Genomic DNA, 24,015 nt, shown 5'->3' on the forward strand with positions numbered 1-24,015 from the left:
TCAACGCCAATGCAGACTGCATTCAATCGGGCGCGCGCCGAATCACGGCCGATCGCAGGCCGAGTCGCTCCCACATTGAACACCCAATCAGGATATGTTGCTTATGCCCCGCTCTTCGCCGATCGCTGATGATGGTCGTGCCAGACAGCTCGTCGAAATGACGATCGACAGTCTGGCGGAGGTCGGGTTCGTCGGCACGACGCTGATCCAGATCGCCGGGCGCACGGGCGTATCGCCCGGGCTGGTGGCGCATTATTTCGGCGACAAGGAAGGGCTGCTAGAGGCCGCGTTCCGCCTGCTGACCACGCGGCTTGGCGCCAGGCTGCGCCTTCGCCTCGCGCAGGCAGAGGGGCCGCGCGAGCGGCTGCAGGCGGTGATCGACACGAATCTGGCGCCCGAGGAACTCGACGGCGCGACCAGCAAGGTCTGGCTCGCCTTCTGGGGGCATGTCCGGCACCAGCCCCGCCTGTTCCGCATCCAGCGCGTCTATCAGCGCCGCATGCTGTCCAACCTGCGCCATCCGCTCCGCGCGCTGGTGCCGGCCGAGGAGGCGCCGGCGCTCGCGGCCACGATCGCGGCGATGATCGATGGCGTATGGCTGCGTGGCGCGCTGTCCGGGTGGAGCGAGATCGACGGCGACAGCGCGCGCCTGCTGTTGGGATCGTTCGTCGACAGCCGCCTCGCCGCCATCCCGTCCGCCGCGCCGCCGCGCCGCGAGATCGTGCCGTGCAATCCCGCGACGGGAGAGGCGCTCGCGCGGATCGCGGTGACGGACACGCCCGCGCTGGACGCGGCCATCGCCCGCGCCCGCGCCGCGCAACCGGGATGGGCGGCGCTGGCGCCGCGCGAGCGCGGGCGCATCCTGCGTCGTGCCGCCGATATCCTGCGGGAGCGCAACGTCGAATTGGCGCGGATCGAAACGCTCAACACCGGCAAACCCGTACAGGAGACCGAAGCGGTCGACGTCCTGTCCGGCGCCGATTGCCTGGAATATTACGCGGGCGTCGCCGCGACGGTGGCGGGGCAGCATCTGGATCTGGGCGCGGAGGCGTTCGGCTATACCCGGCGCGAGCCGCTGGGCGTCGTCGCGGGTATCGGCGCATGGAACTATCCGTTGCAGATCGCCTGTTGGAAGGCGGCGCCGGCGCTGGCGTGCGGCAACGCGATGATCTTTAAGCCCGCCGAACAGACGCCGCTGACCGCGGCGGCGCTGGAGTCGGTGTTCCGCGACGCGGGGTTTCCGGATGGCATATTCCAGGTCGTGCAGGGCTATGGTCCGCTCGGCCGCGCGCTCGTCACCCATAAGGACATCGCCAAGGTTTCGCTGACCGGATCGGTGCCGACGGGGCGGGCGGTGATGGCGGCGGCCGCGCCGGGGCTGAAGGCGGTGACGCTGGAGCTGGGCGGCAAGTCGCCGCTGATCGTGTTCGAGGATGCCGCGCTCGACAATGCGGTGTCCGGCGCGATGCTCGCCAACTTCTATTCCACCGGTCAGGTCTGTTCGAACGGCACCCGCGTCTTCGTCCACCGATCGGTGCTGAACGACTTTTTGGAGCGGCTAGCGGTGCGCACCGCGCGCCTCGTCGTCGGCGATCCGCTCGATCCCGCCACGCAGATCGGCCCCCTGGTGTCCGAGACGCAGATGAACATCGTGCTCGGCCATATCGAGCGCGCGCGGCGGGAGGGCGTGCGGCTGCTGGCGGGTGGCAAGCGGCTGACCGAGGGGGATCTGGCGCGCGGCTGGTTCGTCGCGCCGACGATCTTCGTCGCGCAGGACGACCGCGCCTCGATCGTGCGCGACGAGGTGTTTGGCCCGGTCATGACGGTGCTGCCGTTCGACGATGAGGACGAGGTGGTGGCCCGCGCCAATGCGACCGAATTCGGGCTGGCCGCCGGGGTCTTCACCGCCGACATCACGCGCGCGCATCGCGTGATCGCGCGGCTGGAGGCCGGGACGTGCTGGATCAACCAGTACAACATCACACCGATCGAGCTTCCGTTCGGCGGCTACAAGGCCTCTGGCCTCGGGCGCGAAAACGGGCTGGCCGCGATCGAACATTATACCCGTCTGAAGAGCGTCTATGTCGCCATGACCGACATCGACTGCCCCTATTGAGGTGCCGCGGATGACCGACAGCTTCGATTACATCATCGTCGGCGCCGGATCGGCGGGTTGCGTGCTCGCCGCGCGGCTGACCGAGGACGGCCGACACAGCGTGCTGGTGCTCGAACAGGGCGGATCCGACCGATCGGTCTTCATCCAAATGCCCAGCGCGCTGTCGATCCCGATGAACATGGCGCGATACAATTGGCAATATGAGACGGAGCCGGAGCCGCATCTGGACGGTCGGCGGCTGCACACGCCGCGCGGCAGGGTGATCGGCGGATCCTCCTCGATCAACGGCATGGTCTATGTGCGTGGCAATCCCGCCGATTTTGATCGCTGGGAAGGGGAGGGGGCGACCGGCTGGGGCTATCGCCATGTGCTGCCCTATTTCCGGCGCGCGGAAACGCGGCAGGAAGGCGGGGACGCATGGCGCGGCGACGCCGGGCCGCTCCACACGCAATATGGCCGATTGGCCAATCCTTTATACCGTGCCTTCGTCGATGCCGCGCGCGAAGCCGGCTATCCCGAGACGGCGGACATCAACGGCTACCAGCAGGAAGGCTTCGGCCGGATGGACATGACCGTCCATCGCGGACGCCGCTGGAGCGCGGCCAGTGCCTATCTCAAACCGGCGATGCGGCGCCCGAACCTGACGGTGGTGACCCATGCGCTGGCCAGTCGCATCGTGTTCGACGGGCGGCGGGCGACGGGAATCGTCTATCGCCGCAACGGCGTGGAGACGCTCGCCCACGCCCGGCGCGAGGTGATCCTGGCGGGCGGGCCGATCAATTCGCCGCAATTGCTGAAGCTGTCGGGGATCGGCCCGGCCGACGAATTGCAGGCGCATGGGATTACGCCGGTCCATCATCTTCCCGGCGTTGGCGAGAATTTGCAGGACCATCTGGAATTCTATTTCCAGATCGAATCCAAGCAGCCGATCACCCTCTACCCGGCGATGCATCCCTTGCGGAAGGCGCTGATCGGTGCGCGCTGGCTGTTCGGGAAAAGCGGATTGGGTGCGACCAATCACTTCGAAAGCTGCGGCTTTATCCGCAGCCGTGCCGGCGTGGCCTATCCGGACATCCAATATCACTTCCTGCCGCTGGCGGTCAGCTACGACGGGTCGTCGCTCGCGACCGGCCATGGCTTCCAGGCGCATGTCGGGCCGATGCGATCGAAGAGCCGCGGCCATGTCCGGCTGCGCAGCGCCAATCCGGCGGACAAGCCGTCGATCCGCTTCAACTATATGAGCCATCCGGACGATTGGACGGAGATGCGCGCGTGCGTCCGCCTGACGCGCGAGATCTTCGCGCAGCCGGCGATGGCGCCGTACGCCGGGCGCGAGATCCAGCCTGGTGCGGACATCACCGACGATGCGGCGATCGATGCGTTCGTCCGCACGCATGTCGAAAGCGCCTACCATCCGTCCTGTTCCTGCGCGATGGGGGAGGCGTCGAACCCGATGGCGGTGGTCGACCCGATGCTGCGGGTTCATGGCATCGAGGGCCTGCGCGTCGTCGATTCATCGGTGATGCCGTCGATTACGACCGGTAACCTCAACGCGCCGACGATCATGATCGGCGAGAAGGCAGCCGATCACATCCTGGGTCGCCCGGCGCTGTCCGCCTCGAACGCGGAATATTATCGGGCCGAGGGCTGGCAGGCGCGACAGCGCTAGCGACGGGCCAGCGCGCCATTGCCCGCATCGCCGTGCGGGCGATGAGCGGGGCTTGAATCGTACCTTGGCGGAAGGGCGACGCACGCGCTGCAGGGCATCGCCGATCCGGCGCCGTTCTAAGCTTGCCCCGGCGCAGAATGCGTCATCCACAGCATCGCAACGTCAGGCGCGGCCGCAGGTCTGCGCCCGACGTTTTGCGTCTGTCCCTCGTCACTTGCCCGCCCCGATGGCGGTGTCGCAAATCTGCGCGCCCCGCGACGCCCTTGTCCCGGCGGTTCGCGCGACGAGCCCTCATCCTGCGCTCGACGATGACGGGGGAGCCATCATGGCGGAGATGAGCATGCGCAGCGGTGACGCCGATCCGGCCTATGCAGCGGGGGCGTTTTTCGGCGGTGCGTTGAGCGAGGCGGATCCCGAAGTCGATGCGGCCATCAACGCCGAACTCGGGCGGCAGCGCGACAAGCTGGAGCTGATCGCGTCGGAGAATATCGTCTCCACCGCGGTCTTGCAGGCGCAGGGCTCGGTGCTGACCAACAAATATGCCGAGGGCTATCCGGGGCGCCGCTATTATGGCGGGTGCGAGCATGTCGACGTCACCGAACAACTGGCGATCGATCGCGCGTGCCGGCTCTTCGGCGCCAAGTTCGCCAACGTCCAGCCGCACTCGGGCGCGCAGGCCAATATGGCGGTCCAGTTCGCGCTGATGAAGCCGGGCGAGACGCTGATGGGCATGAGCCTCGCGCACGGCGGGCACTTGACCCATGGCGCAGCGCCGACCTTCTCGGGCAAGTGGCTGAACGCAATCCCCTACGGCGTGCGCGAGGAGGATCAGCGGATCGACTATGACGCGGTCGCCGAGCTGGCGCGCGAATATCACCCGAAGCTGATCATCGCGGGCGGATCGGCCTATCCGCGCCAAATCGACTTTGCGCGGTTCCGGGAGATCGCGGACTCGGTCGACGCGCTGCTGATGGTCGACATGGCGCATTTTGCCGGGCTGGTCGCGGGCGGCGTGCATCCCAACCCGCTCGACCATGCGCATGTCGTCACCACGACGACGCACAAGACGCTACGCGGCCCGCGCGGCGGCATGATCCTGACCAATGACGAGGCGCTCGCCAAGAAGTTCAACTCGGCGATCTTCCCCGGCATCCAGGGTGGCCCGCTGGAACATGTCATCGCCGCCAAGGCGGTGGCGTTCGGCGAGGCGCTGCGGCCGTCCTTCAAGGACTATGCGCGCCGCGTGGTCGAGAATGCCCAGGCGCTGGCCGCCGTGCTGTCCGCCAACGGCTATTCGATCGTCTCGGGCGGCACCGATACGCATATCGTCCTGGTCGACCTGCGCCCCAAGGGGCTGACCGGCAAGCGCGCCGAGCTGGTCCTCGATGAGGCCGGCATCACCTGCAACAAGAACGGCATCCCGTTCGATCCGGAGAAACCCGCTGTGACATCCGGCATTCGCCTGGGGAGCGGCGCCCTGACCAGCCGCGGGTTCGACGTCGCCGCCGTCCAGCAAGTCGGACGCCTCATCAACCGCATCCTCGACGCCGCGTCGGAGGGGGAGGTGCCCCCGGCGCTGATCGATGCGGTGCGGGCCGACGTGATCGCCCTGTGCGATCGCTTTCCGATCTACGACACGGCGCGCGGCTGATGCAGCGCTTTTCTGCATTCGCGCTGTTCCGACAGGGGCTTGGCGGTCACAAGGGGTGGAAGCCCCAATGGCGCAATGCCGCGCCGAAGCCCTCCTATGACGCGATCATCGTCGGTGGCGGCGGGCACGGGCTGGGCGCGGCCTATTATCTCGCCAGCCAGTTCGGGATGCGCAACGTCGCGGTGGTGGAAAAGGGCTGGATCGGTGGCGGCAATACCGGCCGCAACACGACGATCATCCGCTCCAACTATCTCTTCGACGAGAGCGCGGCGCTCTACGACCATGCGCTCAAGATGTGGGAGGGGTTGAGCCAGGAGCTCAACTACAACGTCATGTTCTCGCAGCGCGGCGTGATGATGCTGGCGCACAACATCCACGACGTGCAGGTGTTCAAGCGCCACGTCCACGCCAATCGGATCAACGGCGTCGACAATGAATGGCTGACGCCCGAAGAGGCCAAGGCCTTCTGCCCGCCGCTGAATATCGAACCCAATATGCGCTATCCGGTGTTGGGCGCGGCGTTGCAGCGGCGCGGCGGTACGGCGCGGCACGATGCGGTCGCCTGGGGCTATGCCCGCGCCGCCGACGCGCTGGGCGTCGACATCATCGAGAATTGCGAAGTGACGGGCATCCGCCGCGATGCATCGGGCGCCGTGTCGGGGGTGGAGACGACGCGCGGCTTCATCGCCTCGAAGCGGATCGGCGTCTCGGCGGCGGGGCACACCAGCGTCGTGCTGGGCATGGCGGGCGTCCGCCTGCCACTGGAAAGCTACCCGCTCCAGGCCTTGGTGTCGGAGCCAGTGAAGCCGATCTTCCCCTGCGTCGTCATGTCCAACACCATCCACGCCTATATGAGCCAGTCGGACAAGGGCGAGCTGGTGATCGGCGCGGGGACCGACGCCTATACCAGCTATACCCAGCGCGGCGGGCTGCACATCGCGACCCACACGCTGGAAGCGATTTGCGAGCTCTTCCCGCAGTTCCGCCGGATGCGGATGCTGCGCAGCTGGGGCGGTATCGTCGACGTGACGCCGGATCGTTCGCCGATCATCGCCAAGACGCCCGTTCCCGGCCTGTACGTTAACTGCGGCTGGGGCACCGGCGGGTTCAAGGCGACGCCGGGCGCGGCGCATCTGCTCGCCCATACGATCGCGCACGACGCGCCGCATGCCATCAACGCGCCCTATACGATCGAGCGCTTCCGCGACGGCTATATGATCGACGAGGCGGCCGCCGCCGCCGTCGCCCACTGAGAGGCGCACCGATGCTGCTCATCACCTGCCCCTATTGCGGCCAGCGGCCCGAGCTGGAGTTCAGCTACGCCGGCGAGGCGCATATCGACCGCCCCGTGCGCCCGGCCGACCTGAATGACGAGGATTGGACGACGTATCTCTATACGCGCTCCAACCCGAAGGGCGCGCATGCCGAGCGGTGGCGGCACCTGCACGGGTGCGGGCGCTTCTTCAACGCCATCCGCGACACGCGAAGCGACGTTTTCCTGGCGACGTACAAGGTCGGCGAACAGCCCCCGGAGGTGGATTGCGCATGAAGACCGCCGATCACCGGATCGCGCGCGGCACCGTGATCCGCGACACGACGATCCACTTCACCTTCGACGGCAAACGCTATGCGGGGCAGGAGGGGGATACGCTCGCCTCCGCGTTGCTCGCGAACGGCGTGCATCTGGTCGGCCGATCGTTCAAATATCACCGCCCGCGTGGCGTTCTGGGCGCAGGCGCGGACGAGCCCAATGCGCTGGTCGGCGTCCGGCGCGACCGCGCGCGCTACACGCCCAATCTGCTGGCGACGCAGGTTGAGCTGTATGACGGCCTCGACGCGGTCAGCCAGAACCGGCACCCCAGCCTCGAGAATGACCGCATGGCGGTCAACGACAAGCTGCTCAGCCGCTTCATCCCGGCGGGCTTCTACTACAAGACGTTCATGTGGCCGAAGAAGGCGTGGGATCGTCTGTACGAGCCGCGCATTCGCGAGGCGGCGGGGCTGGGCGTCGCACCGTCCGATCCCGATCCCGATCATTATACGCAGCGCTACGTCCATTGCGACGTCCTGGTGATCGGCGGTGGCCCCGCCGGGATCGTCGCGGCGCGCGAGGCGGCGGAGACCGGCGCGCGGGTGATCCTGTGCGACGATCGCGCGCGGCTCGGCGGGTCGCTGCTGGCGGCGGTCGATACCGTGATCGCGGGCCATCCGGCGGCCGACTGGCTGGACGACGCACTGGCGGCGCTCGCCGCGCTGCCCAACGTCACGTTACTGCCGCGCACGATCGCCTTCGGCTATTATCCGCACAATTGGATCGGCCTGACCGAGAAGCTGACCGATCACCTCGCGTCGCCGGCGCAGGGCCGCCCGCGCGAGCGGCTGTGGCAGGTGCGCGCGGCGCAGGTGGTGCTCGCGACCGGCGCGATCGAGCGCCCGCTGGTGTTCCCCGACAACGACCGTCCCGGCATCATGCTAGCGGATGCGGCGCGCACCTACCTGCAGCAATATGGCGTCGCGGTGGGGCGGACGATCGTGATCGTCGGCGCGCATGACAACGCCTATCGCGTCGCGCAGGAAATGGCGGCGGCGGGCGTCACCATCGCGGCAGTCGCGGATATCCGCCCACGCTCCGCCGTGTCGGAGGCGGCACGGCTGGCGGGCCTGCCGGTCGTCACCGATGCGAAGATCGACGGGACGACCGGCGGTCTACGCGTCGCGTCGATCACCATCACCGGCGATGGTGCGACGCGCCGTTATCCCTGTAATGCGGTGCTGATGGCGGGCGGCTTCACCCCCAGCGTTCACCTCTTCTCGCAGTCGCGCGGAAAGCTCGCCTGGGACGAGGGGCTCCAAGCCTATCTGCCGTCCGTCTCCGCCGAGGCGGAGCGATCGGCGGGTGCGTGTCGCGGCCGCTTCGCGCTGGCGGAGGCGATCGCCGACGGGATCGACGCCGGACGCGACGCAGCGTCGGCCGCGGGCTTCGCCCCCTCCGCGCCGGCATCGGTGCCCGCCGTGTTCGTCCGCCACCTCCAAGGCGTGGGCGGCTATATGGGCGCTGCGCCCACGACGAGCGACCTGACGAAGGCCAAGGCGTTCGTCGATTGGCAGAATGACGTGACCGCCAAGGACATCATGCTCGCCACGCGCGAGGGGTTCCTGTCGATCGAGCATGTCAAACGCTACACCACCACCGGCATGGCGACCGACCAAGGCAAGCTGTCCAACATCAACGCGCTGGGCATCGTGTCGGAGGCGACCGGGCGGTCGATCCCGGAGATCGGGCTGACCACCTTCCGCTCGCCCTATACGCCGGTCACCTTCGGCACGCTGGCGGGCCATGCGCGCGGCGACCTGTTCGATCCGGCGCGGATCACAGCGATCAACGACTGGGCTAAGGCGCACGGCGCCGCGTTCGAGGATGTCGGCAACTGGCGACGCGCGCACTACTTCCCGCGCGCTGGCGAGGACATGCATGCGGCGGTCAACCGCGAGTGCGTAGCAGTCCGCCAGGGCGTCGGCATCTTCGATGCCTCGACGCTGGGCAAGATCGAAGTGGTCGGCCCGGATGCGGCCGAATTCATGAACCGCTTCTTCGTCAACGCCTGGACCAAGCTGGGCGTCGGCAAGTGTCGCTACGGCGTGCTGCTGCGCGAGGACGGGTTCGTGATGGACGACGGCGTGGTCGGGCGGCTGGCGGCGGATCGCTTCCACGTCACCACCACCACCGGCGGCGCGGCGCGCGTGCTGAACATGATGGAGGACTATCTCCAGACCGAATGGCCCGACCTCAACGTCTGGCTGACCTCCACCACCGAGCAATGGTCGGTCATCGCCGTACAGGGCCCGCGCGCGCGTGAGGTGATCGCGCCGCTGATCGAGGGGCTGGATGTCTCGGCCGAGGCCTTCCCGCATATGAGCATTGCCGACGCGCGCATCTGCGGCGTGCCGATGCGGCTGATGCGGGTCAGCTTCACGGGCGAGCTGGGCTTCGAGGTGAACGTGCCGAGCGGTTATGGCCGCATGGTATGGGAGGCGATCTGGGAGCGGGGCAAGCCGTTCGACATGGTTCCCTATGGCACCGAGACGATGCACGTCCTGCGCGCGGAAAAGGGTTATATCATCGTCGGCCAGGAAACCGATGGCACCGTGACCCCCGACGACGTCGGCCTCTCCTGGGCGATCGGCAAGGCCAAACCCGATTTCGTCGGCAAGCGTTCGCTGGCGCGCCCGGCGATGTCCGCGCCCGATCGCAAGCAGTTGGTCGGCCTCAGGACCGTCGATGGCCGCACGGTGCTGGAGGAGGGCGCACAGATCGTCACGCCGGCCGCCGCCACGACGCCGATCGGTCATGTCACCTCGGCCTATTACAGCGAGGCGGTGAACGCGCCGATCGCGCTGGCGCTTGTGCGTGGCGGTCGCGCGCGGCTCGGCGAAATGCTGCATGTCCCGATGCCGGCAGGGCCGATCGCGGTGCAAGTCGTCTCGCCCATCTTCTACGATCCGGAAGGCACCCGCATCGATGTCTGACCTGTCTCCTGCCACGCCCTTCACCGCCGGCACCGCGTCGATCCGCCGGGTGGGGCATGCCGGCCGCGCCGTCTTGCGCTGCCCGGCGACGATGATCGACACGGTCGCGGCGCGTCTGGGCGTCGCGTTGCCGATCGAGGCCTGTCGGTCCGCCGATGCTGCCGGGCTGTCGGCGCTGTGGCTCGGGCCGGACGAATGGCTGCTGCTGACGCCGAGCGCGACGGACGATTGGGTAGCCTCGTTGCAGTCGCGGCTGGGCGATGCGCTGTGCTCGCTCGTCGACGTCAGCCACCGCCAGGTCGCGCTGGAGGTGATCGACGGCGCCGTCGGCGCGGAGACGCTGTTGGCGAGCGGCTGCGCGCTGGACCTGTCGCTCCGCGCCTTCCCCGTCGGCATGTGTACCCGCACGATGTACGACAAGGCGGAAATCGTCCTGTGGCGCCGTGCGCCCGATCGCTTTCACCTCGAGGTGTGGCGGTCGTTCGCCCGCTATGTCGAAGGGCTGCTGCGGATCGCCGAGGCCGAGGCGTAAGGGATGCTCGGCGTACGGGACCTGTTTCGTATCGGCATCGGGCCGTCGTCGTCGCACACCGTCGGGCCGATGCGGGCCGCCCACGATTTCGCCAGCACCTTGCGCGGTTCGGCCTTCGCCCGCATCCGCTGCGATCTGCTCGGCTCGCTCGCCTGGACGGGTGCGGGTCATGCGACCGACAAGGCGGTCGTGTTGGGTCTTGCGGGCTTTTTGCCCGACACCATCGAGCCGGAGCAGATCGACCGCGTGGTGGAGCAGGCGCGGGACGATCGCAGCCTGATCGTTGCGGGTCGCGCCATCGCCTTCGATCCCGAAACCGACATCGTGTTCGACCGCGACAGCGAGACGCCTGTCCATCCCAACACGCTGCGCTTCACCGCTTTTGATGCGGACGGTGCCGTCGTGGTGAGCGAACGCTGGTGCTCGATCGGCGGCGGCTTCATCGTGCGCGAGGATCTGGTCGGCGACGCCACGCTGGAGGAGCATGAGGCGCCGCCGCCGTTCCCTTTCCGACGCGCCGAGGAATTGCTCGCCATCTGCCGTTGCCATGGCCTCAGTATCGCAGAGGTGATGCGCGCGAACGAATTGTCGCGCACGTCGGCGGCGGAGCTCGACGCCTATCTTGATCGCGTCATCGATGTGATGATGACCTGTATCGACAGGGGGATGCAGACCGATGGCATATTGCCGGGCCGGCTAAAGGTGCCGCGCCGCGCCCGGCCGCTGCGGCAGAAATTGGACGGTGATCGCTTCCGTAACCGCCAGGCGCCGCACAGCATCATGGACCATGTCAGCCTGTTCGCGATCGCGGTGAACGAGGAGAATGCGGCGGGTGGCCGGGTCGTAACCGCGCCGACGAATGGTGCGGCAGGTGTCGTGCCGGCGGTGCTGCGCTATTATCGCGACTTCTGGCCCGGCGCCGACCGTGCGGGGATGCACGATATGCTCCTCACCGCCAGCGCGATCGGCGTGCTGACCAAGCTCAACGCCTCGATCTCGGGCGCGGAGGTCGGGTGCCAGGGCGAGGTGGGGACGGCGAGCGCGATGGCCGCTGCGGGGCTCGCCGCGGTGATGGGCGCGACCGACCTGCAGGTGGAGAATGCCGCCGAGATCGCGATGGAGCATCATCTGGGCATGACCTGCGATCCGATCGCGGGGCTGGTCCAAGTGCCCTGTATCGAACGCAACGCCTTCGGCGCCGTCAAGGCGATCAACGCCGCCTCCCTCGCGCTGCGCGGCGACGGCAAGCATATCGTGTCACTCGATCAGGTCATCGAAACGATGATGCGCACCGGCACCGACATGCACGCCAAATACAAGGAAACGTCGCAGGGCGGCCTTGCCGTGAATTTCCCCGAATGCTGAATGGTGGATCATGACCGAAGACGAATTATACGCAGAATTCGCCCGCGCCGGCATCGCCACCGAGACGATTGAACATCCCCCCGTCTACACCGTCGACCAAAGCACCGCGATTCATGACGCGTTGCCAGCGGCGCATACGAAGAATCTGTTCCTGAAGGATAAGCACAAGCGACTGTGGTTGATCGTCCTGCCAAGCGATCGGCGTGCCGATTTGAAGGCCTTTGCGGAGCTGCTCGGGGCGGGCAAATTCTCGTTCGGCAAGGCGGACGAGATGGAGCAGGTGCTCGGCGTCTCGCCCGGTTCGGTGACGCCGCTCGCGATCGCGAATACGACGCCTGGTGAGGTCTCGCTGGTGTTCGACGCCGCATTCGCCGGGTCTGAACGGATCGCCGTGCATCCGTTGCGGAACACCGCGACCGTCGCGATGCCCTTCGCCGCTCTCGTGACGTGGCTCGAAGCGCGCGGACACTCTGTGCGCACCGTACCGCTTCCTTGATCGGTCAAGCGGGGTCATGCGGATGCGGTCAGCGACGTTGGCGCACTATCGCGCGGATCACAATGAACGTCCGCATCGCGGATAGGGGACACTGAAAAGGCCGATCATGTCCACCAAGCTGTCATCCGGCTTTGACCTCAATTCGGTGGAGGTCTTTATCCTCACCGCCGAACTCGGGGGGATGACGCAAAGCGCACGGCATTTGGGCATGACGCAATCGGCCGTGTCTCAGACGATTTCGAAACTGGAGCAAGCGCTAGGTGCCCGCCTGTTCGATCGTACGATGCGCCCGGTGGCGCTGACGCCGGCGGGCAAGCTGCTGCGGCGGGATGGCGGCGAGCTGATCGCCGCGGCGAAGCTGCTGGCGCGTGAGGTGCGCGACGAAACCGCCCGGCCGGCGGATTGCATCACGATCGCAATGGCCGAAAGCCTCGCCAATCACCTGACCGCGCCGCTGTTGAAGGCGGTTGGTCCGCGCGCGCTACGCTGGCAGATGCGATCGGGTATATCGCTCATGCAGCAGCGCGAGTTCCTGTCGCGGAGCATTGACCTCCTCATTACGGGGTCGAGCCAGCTCGAAAATCTGGAGGAGGTCGAACACTTTCCGATCATGGACGAGGCCTTCGTCATCATCGCGCCGGCGGATTATGCGGGCCCGCTGGAGCCGATCGAAACGCTGACGGATCTCCCGCTCGTGCGCTATTCGCTACTGTCGGCGATGGGGCAGCGGATTGAGAGGCAGTTGTCGCGGATGCGGATGCAAATGCCCAACGTGATCGAAGTGGATTCGACGTTTCAGCAGGTGTCCAGCGTCGCTGCGGGCGTCGGATGGAGCATTACCACGCCGTTGTGCCTTGCGAGCCAGCTGGAGCTGTTGCCGGAACTGCGCGTAGCGCCGATGCCGCGGGCGAGCTTCCGCCGCCGGATCCAGCTGGTCGCACGCAAGGGCGAGTTCGGCGGCCTTCCGCAGGAGATCGCGACGCGGTCGACCGCGCTGCTGCAGGCCGGCAAGCTGGAGCAGCTGACCAACACCTTGCCCTGGATCGCCAATTGCGTGAGCTGGAGCGAATAACCTAACCGGCCCCGGCACGGGGCAGCGCGGCAGCTTGCCGGGCGCCCGACAGCGACGCGCGCTCTTCCAGCGGCGAGCGGCCGAAGCGGCGCCGGAACATGCGGCTCATGTGCGAGGAATCGCAGAAGCCACATTCGACCGCGATCGCCGTGATCGACTTGTCGGTGGTTTCCAGCATGTGCTGCGCCAGCGACAGACGCACGTCCATGAACGCGACCTGCGGCGACACGCCGAGCGCGGTCTTGAACCGGCGCTCGAGCTGCCGCTTGCTCTTGCCCATTCGTTCGGCGATGCCCGCGACCGACAGGGGCATGTCAATGCTCTGCTGCGTGATCAGCAACGCGCGCAAAACAATCGGATCGTCGGTGCGATAGTTGAGCATGGCGCCAGGCTGCGCCTTCTCACCGCCCAGCGCCTCGTCGATGATCATGATGTGCAGGCTCTTGCTCGCCTGTGCGCGGCCGACGTGGCGGTCGACCAGATAGGCGGCGAGATGCGCGGAGCTGGCGCCGCCCGAACAGGTCAGCCGATCGCGATCGACGATGAAGATGCGGTCGGACACCGGATCGAGGCCGTCGAACTGTTCCAGAAAGTCGCGATGATGGAACCAGCTGACACAGCATTTATACCCGTCGAGCAGACCCGCGCCGTGGAGCAGGAAGGCACCGGTACAGACGCCGACCAGCGGTATCCCGAGCGCGGCGGCCCGGCGGAGATAGGCGGTATATTCGCTGCCGAACCCGTCGATCTCGTCGATCAGGCCGCCAACCACGACGATATAGTCGAAGCGGGCAGGGTCGCCGAGTTGTTCGTCGGGCTGGATCGAAATGCCGGAGCTGGACGGGATCGGCGACGAATTGTCGGATATCACCTTCCAGTCGCAGGCGATGTGCCGGCTGCGATCCCCTTCGTCCGCGGCAAGGCGCAGCACGTCGACGAAATTGGCGAAGGCACAGAGCGTAAACCGTCGGGCGAGAATGAAACCGACCGACAATCGCAGCCCCGCAGCCCGACGGCGCAAGGACGCGTCCAGTACCGATTGCGCCATGCTCCACCCCGCCCCAGTTCGAGAGATCTTGCACCCCATGTCGTAGAGTTTGTGGTGGTCTGACGCAATTATCCTTTCCCGCCCCGCAGAGCTTGTCGCAAACCTACTGAGGTTCAAGGCTAATCTTGCATATCCGCGCTTCCGGGCGCGGCGGGGGGCGGCAGTATGAAAGTCTTGGTGCCGGTCAAACGGGTGGTCGACCACAACGTCAAGATTCGCGTCAAAGGCGACGGTACGGGTGTCGATCTTGCCAACGTGAGGATGTCGATCAATCCGTTCGATGAGATCGCGCTGGAAGAAGCGGTTCGTCTGAAAGAGGCGGGGGTCGCAAGCGAGATCCTGGTCGTGTCGATCGGCCCGGCACCGGCGCAGGACGTGCTGCGCACCGCATTGGCCGTAGGCGCGGACCGCGCGATCCTGATCCGCGCGGGCGAGATGCCCGAGCCGCTCGCGGTGGCGAAGCTGCTGAAGGCGGTGGTGGACAGCGAGCAGCCCGGCCTCGTCCTGCTCGGCAAGCAGGCGATCGACGACGATGCCAACCAGACCGGACAGATGCTGTCGGCGTTGCTGGGCTGGTCGCAGGCGACGTTCGCGTCCCGCATCGCGATCGCGGAAGGCCGGGCGACGGTGACGCGGGAGGTCGATGGCGGGCTGCAGGTGATCGATGTCGCGCTGCCCGCAGTCGTATCGGTCGATCTGCGCCTCAACGAGCCGCGCTATGCGACGCTGCCCAACATCATGAAGGCCAAGAAAAAGCCGCTCGAGGAGCGCGCGCTGGAGGAATTCGGGATCGATGTCGCGCCGCGCCTCTCGATCCTGTCGACCGAAGAGCCGGCGTCGCGCGGACCGGGTGTCCGCGTCGGATCGATCGCCGAGCTGGCCGACACGCTGAAGGCCCAAGCCTGTGTCCTGTGACCGCGATCGGGAGAGCCCGGAAATGACCGTCCTGCTGCTTGCCGAACATGATAATGCCTCCCTGTCCGAATTGACCGCGCGGGCGCTGACCGCCGCGTCGAACATGGGCGGGGCGGTCGATATTCTCGTCGCGGGGCTTGGCGCGGAAGGGGTCGCGGCGGCGGCTGCGCGGCTGTCCGGCGTGCGCCGGGTGCTGCTGGCCGAGGCGCCCGCATTCGAGCATCGACTGGCCGAGCCGACCGCCGCGCTGATCGTGGCGCTGGCCAAAGAGTATGGGGCGATCGTCGCACCCGCGACCAGCACCGGCAAGAACGTGCTGCCGCGCGTCGCGGCGCTGCTCGACGTGATGCAGCTGTCCGAAGTGGTCGAGGTCGTCGCGCCCGACACATTCAAGCGACCCATATACGCCGGCAATGCGATACAGACGGTGCGATCGTGCGACCCCGTGAAGGTGGTCACCGTCCGCACGGCGGCCTTCGCGCCGACGGCATCGGGTGATGGCGCGGCCGATGTCGTCACGATCGGCGATGCCGTCGATGCCGGCCTGTCGCGCTTCGTCGAGAACCGGTTCGCGGCGAGCGACCGACCCGATCTGGGCGCGGCGCGGATCGTCGTATCGGGTGGCCGTGCGCTTGGTTCGGCGGAGAAGTTCCAGGCAACGATCCTGCCCCTTGCCGACAAATTGGGCGCGGCGGTCGGCGCGTCGCGTGCGGCGGTCGACGCCGGCTATGCCCCCAACGACTGGCAGGTCGGCCAGACGGGCAAGGTCGTCGCCCCCGATCTCTACATCGCCTGCGGGATATCCGGCGCGATCCAGCATCTTGCGGGGATGAAGGACGCCAGGGTGATCGTCGCGATCAACAAGGACGCGGATGCGCCGATCTTCCAGGTCGCCGATTACGGCCTGGTCGGAGACCTGTTCGACGTCCTGCCCGAACTCGAACGCCAGCTCTGAGCCATCGAAAGGCTTTCCATGACCGAGAAATCCTATGTCGTACGGCTGGGCTGCAAAGACCAGCCCGGTATCGTCGCCACCGTGACCACCGTCCTGGCGCATATGGGCGGCAATATCCTGGAATCGAACCAGTTCTGGGATCGGCAGGCGGGCCATTTCTTCCTGCGGATCGCGATCACCGTTCCCGCCTGGGTCACGCGCGATGCGATCGAAGAGGCGCTGCGCCCCGCCACCGCCCGCTTCGCGCTCGACCTGACGGTCGTCGACGTCGCCGAACGCCCGAAGATCATCATCATGGTGTCGAAATTCGATCATGCGATGCACCATCTGCTCTACCAGATCAAAGTGCGCTGGCTGAATGCCGAGGTGGTCGCGATCGTCTCCAACCACGACAGTGCGCGCGCCGCGGCACAGATCGAGGGCGTGCCGTTCCATCACTGGCCGGTCACCAAGGAAACCAAGGCCGAACAGGAGCAGAAGCTGCTCGCACTGGTCGAGGAAACCGGCGCGGAGCTGGTGGTGCTCGCCCGCTACATGCAGGTGCTGTCGAACGATCTGTCCGAACGCCTGTACGGGCGGGTGATCAACATCCACCATTCGTTCCTGCCGAGCTTCAAGGGCGCCAAGCCCTATCATCAGGCGCACGATCGGGGCGTGAAGCTGATTGGAGCCACGGCGCATTACGTGACGCCGGACCTCGATGAGGGGCCGATCATCGAACAGGAAACCGAGCGCGTCAGCCATATGATGACGAGCGAGGATTTCGTTGCCGCCGGGCGCGACATCGAATCGCGCGTGCTGGCCCGTGCGGTCAAATACCATCTCGAAGGGCGGGTGATGCTGAACAGCCACCGGACCGTGGTGTTCACGCCCTGAGCGCCGCGTCGACCCTGCTCACGCCCCCATCACTGCGCTGCGTCGGCGCGATCCCGTACCGAGAGGAATAGAGAATGGCTGCGCTCCCCGAAAAGGCCCGTGTCGTGATCGTCGGCGTCGGCGGTATCGTCGGTGCATCGGTCGTCCACCATCTGGTCGAGCGGGGCTGGACCGACATCGTCGGCATCGACAAGTCGGGCGTACCCACCGACATCGGCTCGACCGCGCACGCCTCCGACTTCTGCTACGCGACCAGCCATGACTATCTGACGACGTGGACGACGCTCTACTCGATGAATTTCTTCGAGAAGATGGGGCATTATTCGCGGATCGGCGGGCTGGAGGTCGCGCGCGTCGGCGACGATCAGCGGATGGACGAGATTCGGCGCAAGGTCGCCTCGGGCAAGGCGTTCGGCACGCGGGCGGAGCTGGTCGACGCCGCGACGATCAAGGCGAAATTCCCGCTGATCGAGGAAAGCCTGATCCAGGGCGGGCTGTGGGACCCGGATGCGGGGCTGGTCGTGCCGCGGTCGCAGACGGTGGCGGGCAAGCTGATCGATCAGGCGGTCGATGCCGGCGCACTGACCGTCTTCGCCAACAATCAGGCGGAATCGCTGATCATCGAGGATGGCCGGATCAAGGGCGTCGTCACGACGCGCGGCACGATCATGGCGGAGTATGTCGTGGTCTGCACCGGCCTGTGGGGGCGGCTGATCGCAGAGATGGCGGGCGAAGACCTGCCGGTCTTCCCGGTCGACCATCCGCTGACGTTCTTCGGGCCGTATACCGAGTTCGAGGGGACGGGGAAGGACATCGGCTATCCGCTGCTGCGCGATCAGGGCAATTCGGCCTATATGCGCGACACCGGCGACCCCAAGACGACCGAGGGCGGCCAGATCGAATGGGGCTATTACGAGGAGCATGCGCCGCGCCTCGTTCACCCGCGCGATCTGCTGGAAAAGGAATTCGCCCGCCTGTCGCCGTCGCAGCGTGATCTCGAGATGGAGCAGATCATTGCGCCGCTGGAGCGCGCGATGGAGCTGACGCCGATCCTGGGCGAACTGGGCTATAACGAAAGCCATTCGTTCAACGGGTTGCTGCAGACGACCACCGACGGCGGGCCGTCGATCGGCGAGAGCCAGAAGGTGCGCGGCCTGTGGTATGCCGTCGGCATCTGGGTGAAGGACGGCCCCGGCATGGGCAAGCTGGTCGCCGACTGGATGACCGACGGGCGCACCGCGATCGACCATGCCAGCATCGACTATGCGCGCTTCAACCCGTTCCAGTTGGAGGCCAGGTTCATCGAGGAGCGCTGCCTCGAAACCGCCGCCAAGATCTACAACCCGCCGGTCCATCCGCGCGAGCCGTTTGCGGGCGGGCGCGGTATCCGCCGCTCGCCCTTCTGGGAGCGGGAAAAGGAGTTGGGCGGCTATTTCATGGAGCTGGGCGGCTGGGAACGCGCGCATGGCTATGCCGCGAACGAGCATCTGCTGGAGAAATACGCCGATCAGGTGCCGGTGCGCGAGAATGAGTGGGACAATCGCCACTTCTGGCGCGTGTCGAACGCCGAGCAACTGGAGCTGAGCGCGGATTGCGGGCTCATCAACCTGTCGCACTTCCATATCACCGATATCGAGGGGCCGGATCATGTCGCGCTGATGGAATGGCTGTGCGCGGCCAAGGTCGGCGGCGATGCGACGGTGGGGAAGGGCGTCTATACCCACTTCCTTGATGACGAAGGCAATGTGCGGGCGGACTTCACCGTCTTCCGCCTGCCCGATCGCTGCCGGTTGGTGAACGGCGCCGATGCGGGGCCGCGCGACGTCCATTACATGCGCCGCGTCGCGCAGGATCGCGGGCTGGACGTGACCGTCACCGACGTGACCGAAAAGTACGTGACCGTCGGCATCTGGGGGCCGAATGCGCGGGTCAATCTGCAGAAGGTCGTCGAGGACCCCGAGGCGCTGTCGCTGGAGAATTTCCCCTTCGCGGCGATCCGCACCGTCCGCATCGCGGGCAAGGACGTGATGGCGTTCCGCATTTCCTATGTCGGTGAGCAGGGCTGGGAACTGCACATGGCCTATGAGGACGGGCTGGCGGTGTGGGACGCGCTGCGCTCCACCGGCGTCATCGCGGTGGGCATCGAGACCTATGCGAACTCGCGCCGCATGGAGAAGAGCCTGCGCCTGCAGAATGCCGACCTGCTGACGCACTATAACCTGCTGGAGGCCGATCTGGCCCGCCCCAAGGCCAAGGAGGCCGATTTCCGGGGGAAGGCCAAGCATCTGGAACACCGCGCCCGCGAGCATCAGCCCGCCAAGCTCTGCACGCTGGTGATGACCGACAACACCGACGCGAAGGGCGTGAGGCGCTACCCGGTCGGCATCCTGCCGGTCATCGATCCCGAGACGGGCGAGGTGCCGGTCGACGCGCTGGGGAGGCGCTCCTACACCAGCTCGATCGCCTATGGCCCGTCGATCGGCAAGAATATCGCGCTGGCCTATCTGCCCTGGGCGCTCTGTCAGGAAGGGCGCATGCTGGAGGTCGAATATTTCGGTGAGCGCTATCCGGTCGAGGTCGCGTCGGTGGGGTATCGCCCGCTCTACGACCCCGACAATCGCAAGCCGAAGAGTTGATCGTCGGGCGCCGGTGGCCAGCGTGCGATATGTCATCCGTCTGGAGAACTGCGCTTTCTTCGCGCGTCACGGCGTGTTCGACGAGGAGGAACGGCTCGGCCAGCGCTTCCATGTCGATGCGCAGGTGCAGGTCGATGCCGAACTCGGCGACGATGGCCGCGGGATCGTCGGCACGGTCGATTATGGCGAGATCTTCGCCGAGATCGAGCGACTGGTGCGCGGGCGACGGCACCTGCTGATCGAATCGCTCGCGCTGGAGATCGCGCGGGGGCTGTGCGACCGCTTTCCCGCCGTCGCGGGTGCACGCATCCGGCTGCGCAAGCCGTGCGTGCCGATCGACGGCATCCTGGACCATGTCGAGGTGGAGGTCGCGTGGCCGCCGGCGGAGACGATCACTGCTGCCAATTCCACGGTGTCGCGATCGCAGGGCGCGGGCGACGCACCTGTCCTATGTTCGGCAGACCGCGCCTGAATATCGTGGCGACCATTAGGAAATATCGCGTTGCCCATAATGCTGGCGGCGCAAGAATGGCATGGGCCCCGCTGTGCCGACGAGCGGCGGGGCCGGGGATTGCGTGGGGAAGGGTGGCATGATGAACGTCCGTAGCGAGATGCTGGATCTGATCCGCCACCGGAAGCAGGGCTATTCTCTGCCCCAGCCCTTTTACATCGACCAGCAGTTCTTCGATCTGGACCTGGAGCTGATCTGGTACCGGGACTGGCTGTTCGCCGGACATGATTGCGAGCTGACCAAGCCCGGCAGCTATTTCACGCTGCAGGTCGGCGCCTATCCAATCGTCGTGGTGCGCGATCGCGACGGCACGCTACGCGCCTTTCACAACAGTTGCCGGCATCGCGGCAGTCGGGTGTGCAAGGCCGAACGCGGCGTCGCGCCCAAGCTGGTCTGCCCGTATCACCAATGGACCTACAATCTCGACGGCTCGCTCGCCTTCGCGCGGCAGATGGGGGAGGGGTTCGACCGTACGCAGCACGGTCTGAAGCCCGTCGCCTGCGAGAGCGTCGCGGGGTACATCTTCATCTGCCTCGCCGATCGGCCGCCCGCCTTCGCGCCCTTCGACGACCTGATGCGCCCCTATTTCGCGCCTCACAATCTGGCCGACGCCAAGATCGCGTTCCAGTCGACGATCGTCGAAAAGGGCAATTGGAAGCTCGTCTGGGAAAACAATCGCGAATGCTATCATTGCGCGGGCAGCCATCCCGAATTGTGCAAGACCTATTCGGAATCGCCCAACGTCACCGGCGTGGCGGGCGGCGAGGAGGATCCGGAGATGGCGGAGCATTGGGCGCGGTGCGAGGCCGCCGGGCTACCCGCCCAGTTCCGCATGCACGACAGCGGGCAATTCCGCGCGATCCGCGCGCCGCTGCTGCGCGAGGCCGAAAGCTATACGATGACCGGCAAGCGGGCGGTGGCGCGCGGCCTGTCGGATAGCGTCACGGCCGACCGGATCGGCGCGCTGATGCTGTTCAATTATCCGACGACGTGGAACCACGTGCTCGTCGATCACGCCGTCACCTTCCGCGTGATGCCGATCGGCCCGAACGAGACGGCGGTGACGACCAAATGGCTGGTCCATAAGGATGCGGTCGAGGGTGTCGATTACGACCTCGACACGCTGACTCACGTCTGGACGCAGACCAACGACCAGGATCGCCGCATCGTCGAGGAGAATGCGTTTGGCATCCGATCGCCCGCCTATGAGCCCGGCCCCTATTCGCCGCTTCACGAAGGCGGGGTGATCCAGTTCGTCGATTGGTATGCGCTTTCGATCGAGGCGCGGCTGGACGACATGGGTCAGGACCGTGTGCGGCGGGTCGCGTGATCGCACGCCGACGGAGCGATCGATGACGGCCGGGCGGTATCTGCACCTCGACGAGATGTCGCCGTGGAGCGATCGGCTGTACCAGCTGGAGGTCATCGGCATCGCCGACGAGGCGCCGGGGGTGAAGACCTTTACTTTCCGGTCCGATTCCGACCGCTGGTTCCGGTATCGTCCCGGCCAGTTCGTGACGCTGGAACTGCCCGCAGACGGTGGCCCGATGTTGCGCACCTACACGCTGTCGTCGTCGCCGTCGCGCCCCTTCTCGATTGCGGTGACGGTGAAGGCGCAGGCGGAGAGCGTCGGCACGCGCTGGATGTTTCAGCATCTGCGGGTCGGCGCGCGCATCCGCGCTTACGGTCCGGCCGGGCATTTCACGCATGTCGCGCATCCCGCCGCGCGCTATCTGTTCCTGTCGGCGGGATCGGGCATCACCCCGATGATGTCGATGCTACGCTGGATGGCCGATTGCGCGCCCGCCAGCGATGTCGCGTTCGTCACGGTCGCGCGGCGGCCGGAGGACATCATCTTCCGTCGCGAGCTGGAATCGCTCGACCGGCAGATGCCGAACCTGTCGCTTGCGATGGTCGTGCGTGACAACCCGCCGGGCGACACCTGGAGCGGGCATCGCGGTCGGCTGGATGCGGGGCGACTGGCGATGCTGGTGCCTGACCTGACCGAGCGTGAGGTGTTCTGCTGCGGCCCGGATGCGTTCATGGCGCTTGCCGGTGACATCGTGCGTGGTGCGGGGCTCGACATGGCCCGTTATCATCAGGAAAGCTTCGGCGAGGCGCCGGTAAGCGCGCCGAGCGAGCAGGTGGTGGCCGCGCAGCATGCAGCGGGTGAGGCGGTGTCGATCACCTTCACCGCATCGGGCGTTACCGCGCCGTGCCTGCCGGGCCAGACGGTGCTCGAGGTCGCGCGTCAAGCGGGCGTCCGTATTCCAGCGGCCTGCGAGGCCGGTCTTTGCGGGACGTGCAAGATCCTGAAGCAACACGGCAGCGTCGTGATCGAGCACGATGGCGGGATCCTGGATGAGGAGATCGAGGAGGGATATATCCTCGCCTGCTGTTCCCGACCTGACCAGGAACTGCACGTCGACGCTTAAGGGGGGCGTTGCGCCTCGCGTGGCTCTATCGTCCGGGTGACGACGATGACGGCGGGCGCCTGAGCGGCGTTGGCGTGCTCAGTCCACGACCGCGATCAGCGCCATCAGCGCAAAGCCGCACCAGGGTGCCAGCTGACGCGCCATGCCCAGCGCCTGTGCCGTCGTGCGATGGCGCTGCATGCCGAAGTGCAGGAACGTGCCGGCGCCGAGCGCGAGGATCGTCGGCTTGACCAGAGGCCATGCCTGCTCCTGTCGCGTGGCCACCGCGCCTAGCACGACGCCGAGCGGCAGGGCGACGACGAATGCGCTCTGCACGATCAACGCCCTGCGGCGGGACAGCGAGCTTTCGGTCAGGATCTGTGCCAGGGAAAAGGACGCGGCGCCCTTGTGCGCGATCAGCGCGAGAAACAGCACCAGAATGGCAGCCTGGCGCGAGGTAGCCCCCAGCGCCGCGCCGGCCAGAAAGCTGTGGGCGGCCAGTGCGATGGCCGCGGCGAGCGCGGGGGCAGCGGACCGGCCGCTGCCCCAAGCCAGACGTTCGAGCAGGGCGAGGCCCAGGATCGTCGCGCCGCAGATGACGAACGGCCAGGGATAGCTGGCGCCATAGGTCAGATAGCCCTGCGCCGAGTCGGGCAGCATGTGGATCAGGCCCGCACCCAGGAAGATGCCGGCGGCGAGCGCATCCGCGGTGGCGGCGATGGAGGACCTGCGCGACGACCGGGGCGTGCGAAACACCGGTGCGGCTGCGGCCATCGCGACGACGACCAATATGGCGGTGAGAAGACCAAGAAGAAGGTCCCGGTGCATGATGCGGCTGCTCCCGTTCGATCCTGTCGAAGGTTTGGGTGTTCGTTTGTCGCAGGCCCTGAAGCTTGGGTGCGCTGGCCTGCGCCCCCGATGGCGCTGGCAGCTGGGCTGCGCTGGCCTGCGCCCCCGATGGCGCTGGCAGCTGGGCTGCGCGTTTGTCCGTTACCGACGGGTGCAAAGACCCGCTGGCATCGCGCCCCCGGATACGGGTGGCCGGGGTTTCGATTGCCCGGTGTTTCGTCGTGCCTGATGGCGCCGGTGAAGCGCGAACGTCGCGGATGCATCCGCCCACGGGATCAGGTCAGGTGGCATTCGTCTCGGCTCCCTCCTGTATATATCCAGTATGGTATGGTATAACGTACCTGACAATTGGATTATCCGCGGTCGGTTCTTGGGGCTACGAA

19 protein-coding genes are annotated in these 24,015 nt (G+C 66.6%); 17 read left to right on the plus strand and 2 right to left on the minus strand.

From position 1 onward, the window contains the following. Positions 1 to 103: 103 nt before the first annotated feature. The 10 genes from betB (at position 104) to ACGVWT_RS01015 (ending at position 13,428) form a co-directional block, all read left to right on the plus strand. Positions 104 to 2,116, plus strand: a complete 2,013-nt coding sequence (gene betB, locus ACGVWT_RS00970; RefSeq protein ID WP_394425103.1) for a betaine-aldehyde dehydrogenase — start codon at positions 104 to 106, stop codon at positions 2,114 to 2,116. Positions 2,117 to 2,126: 10 nt separating this feature from the next. Next, positions 2,127 to 3,785 carry a choline dehydrogenase gene (betA, locus tag ACGVWT_RS00975; protein ID WP_315462165.1) on the plus strand — a complete coding sequence of 553 codons (1,659 nt, stop codon included), beginning with the start codon at positions 2,127 to 2,129 and terminating at the stop codon, positions 3,783 to 3,785. A 340-nt stretch (positions 3,786 to 4,125) separates the two neighbouring features. Next, on the plus strand, positions 4,126 to 5,436 hold the full coding sequence (glyA, locus tag ACGVWT_RS00980; RefSeq protein WP_315462305.1) for a serine hydroxymethyltransferase: 1,311 nt from the start codon (positions 4,126 to 4,128) through the stop codon (positions 5,434 to 5,436). Further along, positions 5,436 to 6,689, plus strand: a complete 1,254-nt coding sequence (locus tag ACGVWT_RS00985; RefSeq protein WP_315462164.1) for a sarcosine oxidase subunit beta family protein — start codon at positions 5,436 to 5,438, stop codon at positions 6,687 to 6,689. The genes glyA and ACGVWT_RS00985 overlap by 1 nt, the downstream gene beginning before the upstream one ends. Positions 6,690 to 6,700: 11 nt before the next feature. Continuing rightward, entirely contained in the window at positions 6,701 to 6,985 is a 285-nt protein-coding gene (locus tag ACGVWT_RS00990) for a sarcosine oxidase subunit delta (RefSeq protein ID WP_116462204.1), read from the plus strand. After that, a complete protein-coding gene (locus ACGVWT_RS00995) occupies positions 6,982 to 9,963 on the plus strand; it encodes a sarcosine oxidase subunit alpha family protein (RefSeq protein ID WP_315462163.1) in 2,982 nt (993 codons plus the stop codon). Before ACGVWT_RS00990 ends, ACGVWT_RS00995 begins: the two co-directional genes overlap by 4 nt. Then, positions 9,956 to 10,495, plus strand: a complete 540-nt coding sequence (locus ACGVWT_RS01000; RefSeq protein ID WP_315462162.1) for a sarcosine oxidase subunit gamma family protein — start codon at positions 9,956 to 9,958, stop codon at positions 10,493 to 10,495. The genes ACGVWT_RS00995 and ACGVWT_RS01000 overlap by 8 nt, the downstream gene beginning before the upstream one ends. Before the next feature lie 3 nt (positions 10,496 to 10,498). Beyond that, positions 10,499 to 11,860: an L-serine ammonia-lyase gene (locus tag ACGVWT_RS01005; RefSeq protein WP_315462161.1), complete on the plus strand. Its 1,362-nt coding sequence runs from the start codon at positions 10,499 to 10,501 to the stop codon at positions 11,858 to 11,860. Positions 11,861 to 11,870: 10 nt separating this feature from the next. Beyond that, complete coding sequence (locus tag ACGVWT_RS01010; RefSeq protein WP_315462160.1) at positions 11,871 to 12,356, plus strand: prolyl-tRNA synthetase associated domain-containing protein; 486 nt, start codon at positions 11,871 to 11,873, stop codon at positions 12,354 to 12,356. A gap of 106 nt (positions 12,357 to 12,462) precedes the next feature. Next, entirely contained in the window at positions 12,463 to 13,428 is a 966-nt protein-coding gene (locus ACGVWT_RS01015) for a LysR family transcriptional regulator (RefSeq protein WP_315462159.1), read from the plus strand. A 1-nt stretch (position 13,429) separates the two neighbouring features. Here ACGVWT_RS01015 and ACGVWT_RS01020 read toward each other — a convergent pair whose 3' ends face one another. Beyond that, on the minus strand, positions 13,430 to 14,476 hold the full coding sequence (locus tag ACGVWT_RS01020; RefSeq protein WP_116462199.1) for a GlxA family transcriptional regulator: 1,047 nt from the start codon (positions 14,474 to 14,476) through the stop codon (positions 13,430 to 13,432). 165 nt (positions 14,477 to 14,641) lie between these two features. Here ACGVWT_RS01020 and ACGVWT_RS01025 point away from each other — a divergent pair, with 165 nt between their 5' ends. The 7 genes from ACGVWT_RS01025 (at position 14,642) to ACGVWT_RS01055 (ending at position 22,804) form a co-directional block, all read left to right on the plus strand. Beyond that, positions 14,642 to 15,391 (plus strand): electron transfer flavoprotein subunit beta/FixA family protein, encoded by a 750-nt coding sequence (locus ACGVWT_RS01025; RefSeq protein WP_315462158.1) that lies wholly within the window; start codon positions 14,642 to 14,644, stop codon positions 15,389 to 15,391. 22 nt (positions 15,392 to 15,413) lie between these two features. Beyond that, on the plus strand, positions 15,414 to 16,346 hold the full coding sequence (locus ACGVWT_RS01030) for an electron transfer flavoprotein subunit alpha/FixB family protein (RefSeq protein ID WP_315462157.1): 933 nt from the start codon (positions 15,414 to 15,416) through the stop codon (positions 16,344 to 16,346). A gap of 18 nt (positions 16,347 to 16,364) precedes the next feature. Beyond that, positions 16,365 to 17,222 carry a formyltetrahydrofolate deformylase gene (gene purU / locus ACGVWT_RS01035; RefSeq protein ID WP_315462156.1) on the plus strand — a complete coding sequence of 286 codons (858 nt, stop codon included), beginning with the start codon at positions 16,365 to 16,367 and terminating at the stop codon, positions 17,220 to 17,222. A 74-nt stretch (positions 17,223 to 17,296) separates the two neighbouring features. Beyond that, entirely contained in the window at positions 17,297 to 19,858 is a 2,562-nt protein-coding gene (locus ACGVWT_RS01040; RefSeq protein ID WP_315462155.1) for an FAD-dependent oxidoreductase, read from the plus strand. A 13-nt stretch (positions 19,859 to 19,871) separates the two neighbouring features. Next, complete coding sequence (gene folB, locus ACGVWT_RS01045) at positions 19,872 to 20,330, plus strand: dihydroneopterin aldolase (RefSeq protein ID WP_315462154.1); 459 nt, start codon at positions 19,872 to 19,874, stop codon at positions 20,328 to 20,330. 118 nt (positions 20,331 to 20,448) lie between these two features. After that, entirely contained in the window at positions 20,449 to 21,699 is a 1,251-nt protein-coding gene (locus tag ACGVWT_RS01050; protein ID WP_315462153.1) for an aromatic ring-hydroxylating dioxygenase subunit alpha, read from the plus strand. Between the two features lie 22 nt (positions 21,700 to 21,721). Further along, a complete protein-coding gene (locus ACGVWT_RS01055; protein ID WP_315462152.1) occupies positions 21,722 to 22,804 on the plus strand; it encodes a hybrid-cluster NAD(P)-dependent oxidoreductase in 1,083 nt (360 codons plus the stop codon). Between the two features lie 78 nt (positions 22,805 to 22,882). Here ACGVWT_RS01055 and ACGVWT_RS01060 read toward each other — a convergent pair whose 3' ends face one another. After that, positions 22,883 to 23,611, minus strand: a complete 729-nt coding sequence (locus ACGVWT_RS01060; protein ID WP_315462151.1) for a ZIP family metal transporter — start codon at positions 23,609 to 23,611, stop codon at positions 22,883 to 22,885. Between the last annotated feature and the right edge of the window lie 404 nt (positions 23,612 to 24,015).

Source organism: Sphingomonas sp. S6 (assembly GCF_043498045.1).
Taxonomy (GTDB): Bacteria; Pseudomonadota; Alphaproteobacteria; order Sphingomonadales; family Sphingomonadaceae; genus Sphingomonas.

What these genes read in the sequence shown, in the direction of transcription:
- ACGVWT_RS01060 (WP_315462151.1), bottom strand. Translation starts at nt 23,611, where the DNA reads ATGCACCGGGACCTTCTTCTTGGTCTTCTCACCGCCATATTGGTCGTC.
- ACGVWT_RS01055 (WP_315462152.1), top strand. Translation starts at nt 21,722, where the DNA reads ATGACGGCCGGGCGGTATCTGCACCTCGACGAGATGTCGCCGTGGAGC.
- ACGVWT_RS01020 (WP_116462199.1), bottom strand. Translation starts at nt 14,476, where the DNA reads ATGGCGCAATCGGTACTGGACGCGTCCTTGCGCCGTCGGGCTGCGGGG.
- ACGVWT_RS01025 (WP_315462158.1), top strand. Translation starts at nt 14,642, where the DNA reads ATGAAAGTCTTGGTGCCGGTCAAACGGGTGGTCGACCACAACGTCAAG.
- purU (WP_315462156.1), top strand. Translation starts at nt 16,365, where the DNA reads ATGACCGAGAAATCCTATGTCGTACGGCTGGGCTGCAAAGACCAGCCC.
- ACGVWT_RS00990 (WP_116462204.1), top strand. Translation starts at nt 6,701, where the DNA reads ATGCTGCTCATCACCTGCCCCTATTGCGGCCAGCGGCCCGAGCTGGAG.
- ACGVWT_RS01005 (WP_315462161.1), top strand. Translation starts at nt 10,499, where the DNA reads ATGCTCGGCGTACGGGACCTGTTTCGTATCGGCATCGGGCCGTCGTCG.
- ACGVWT_RS01030 (WP_315462157.1), top strand. Translation starts at nt 15,414, where the DNA reads ATGACCGTCCTGCTGCTTGCCGAACATGATAATGCCTCCCTGTCCGAA.
- ACGVWT_RS01010 (WP_315462160.1), top strand. Translation starts at nt 11,871, where the DNA reads ATGACCGAAGACGAATTATACGCAGAATTCGCCCGCGCCGGCATCGCC.
- ACGVWT_RS01000 (WP_315462162.1), top strand. Translation starts at nt 9,956, where the DNA reads ATGTCTGACCTGTCTCCTGCCACGCCCTTCACCGCCGGCACCGCGTCG.
- ACGVWT_RS01050 (WP_315462153.1), top strand. Translation starts at nt 20,449, where the DNA reads ATGATGAACGTCCGTAGCGAGATGCTGGATCTGATCCGCCACCGGAAG.
- glyA (WP_315462305.1), top strand. Translation starts at nt 4,126, where the DNA reads ATGCGCAGCGGTGACGCCGATCCGGCCTATGCAGCGGGGGCGTTTTTC.
- ACGVWT_RS00995 (WP_315462163.1), top strand. Translation starts at nt 6,982, where the DNA reads ATGAAGACCGCCGATCACCGGATCGCGCGCGGCACCGTGATCCGCGAC.
- betA (WP_315462165.1), top strand. Translation starts at nt 2,127, where the DNA reads ATGACCGACAGCTTCGATTACATCATCGTCGGCGCCGGATCGGCGGGT.
- ACGVWT_RS00985 (WP_315462164.1), top strand. Translation starts at nt 5,436, where the DNA reads ATGCAGCGCTTTTCTGCATTCGCGCTGTTCCGACAGGGGCTTGGCGGT.
- betB (WP_394425103.1), top strand. Translation starts at nt 104, where the DNA reads ATGCCCCGCTCTTCGCCGATCGCTGATGATGGTCGTGCCAGACAGCTC.
- ACGVWT_RS01040 (WP_315462155.1), top strand. Translation starts at nt 17,297, where the DNA reads ATGGCTGCGCTCCCCGAAAAGGCCCGTGTCGTGATCGTCGGCGTCGGC.
- ACGVWT_RS01015 (WP_315462159.1), top strand. Translation starts at nt 12,463, where the DNA reads ATGTCCACCAAGCTGTCATCCGGCTTTGACCTCAATTCGGTGGAGGTC.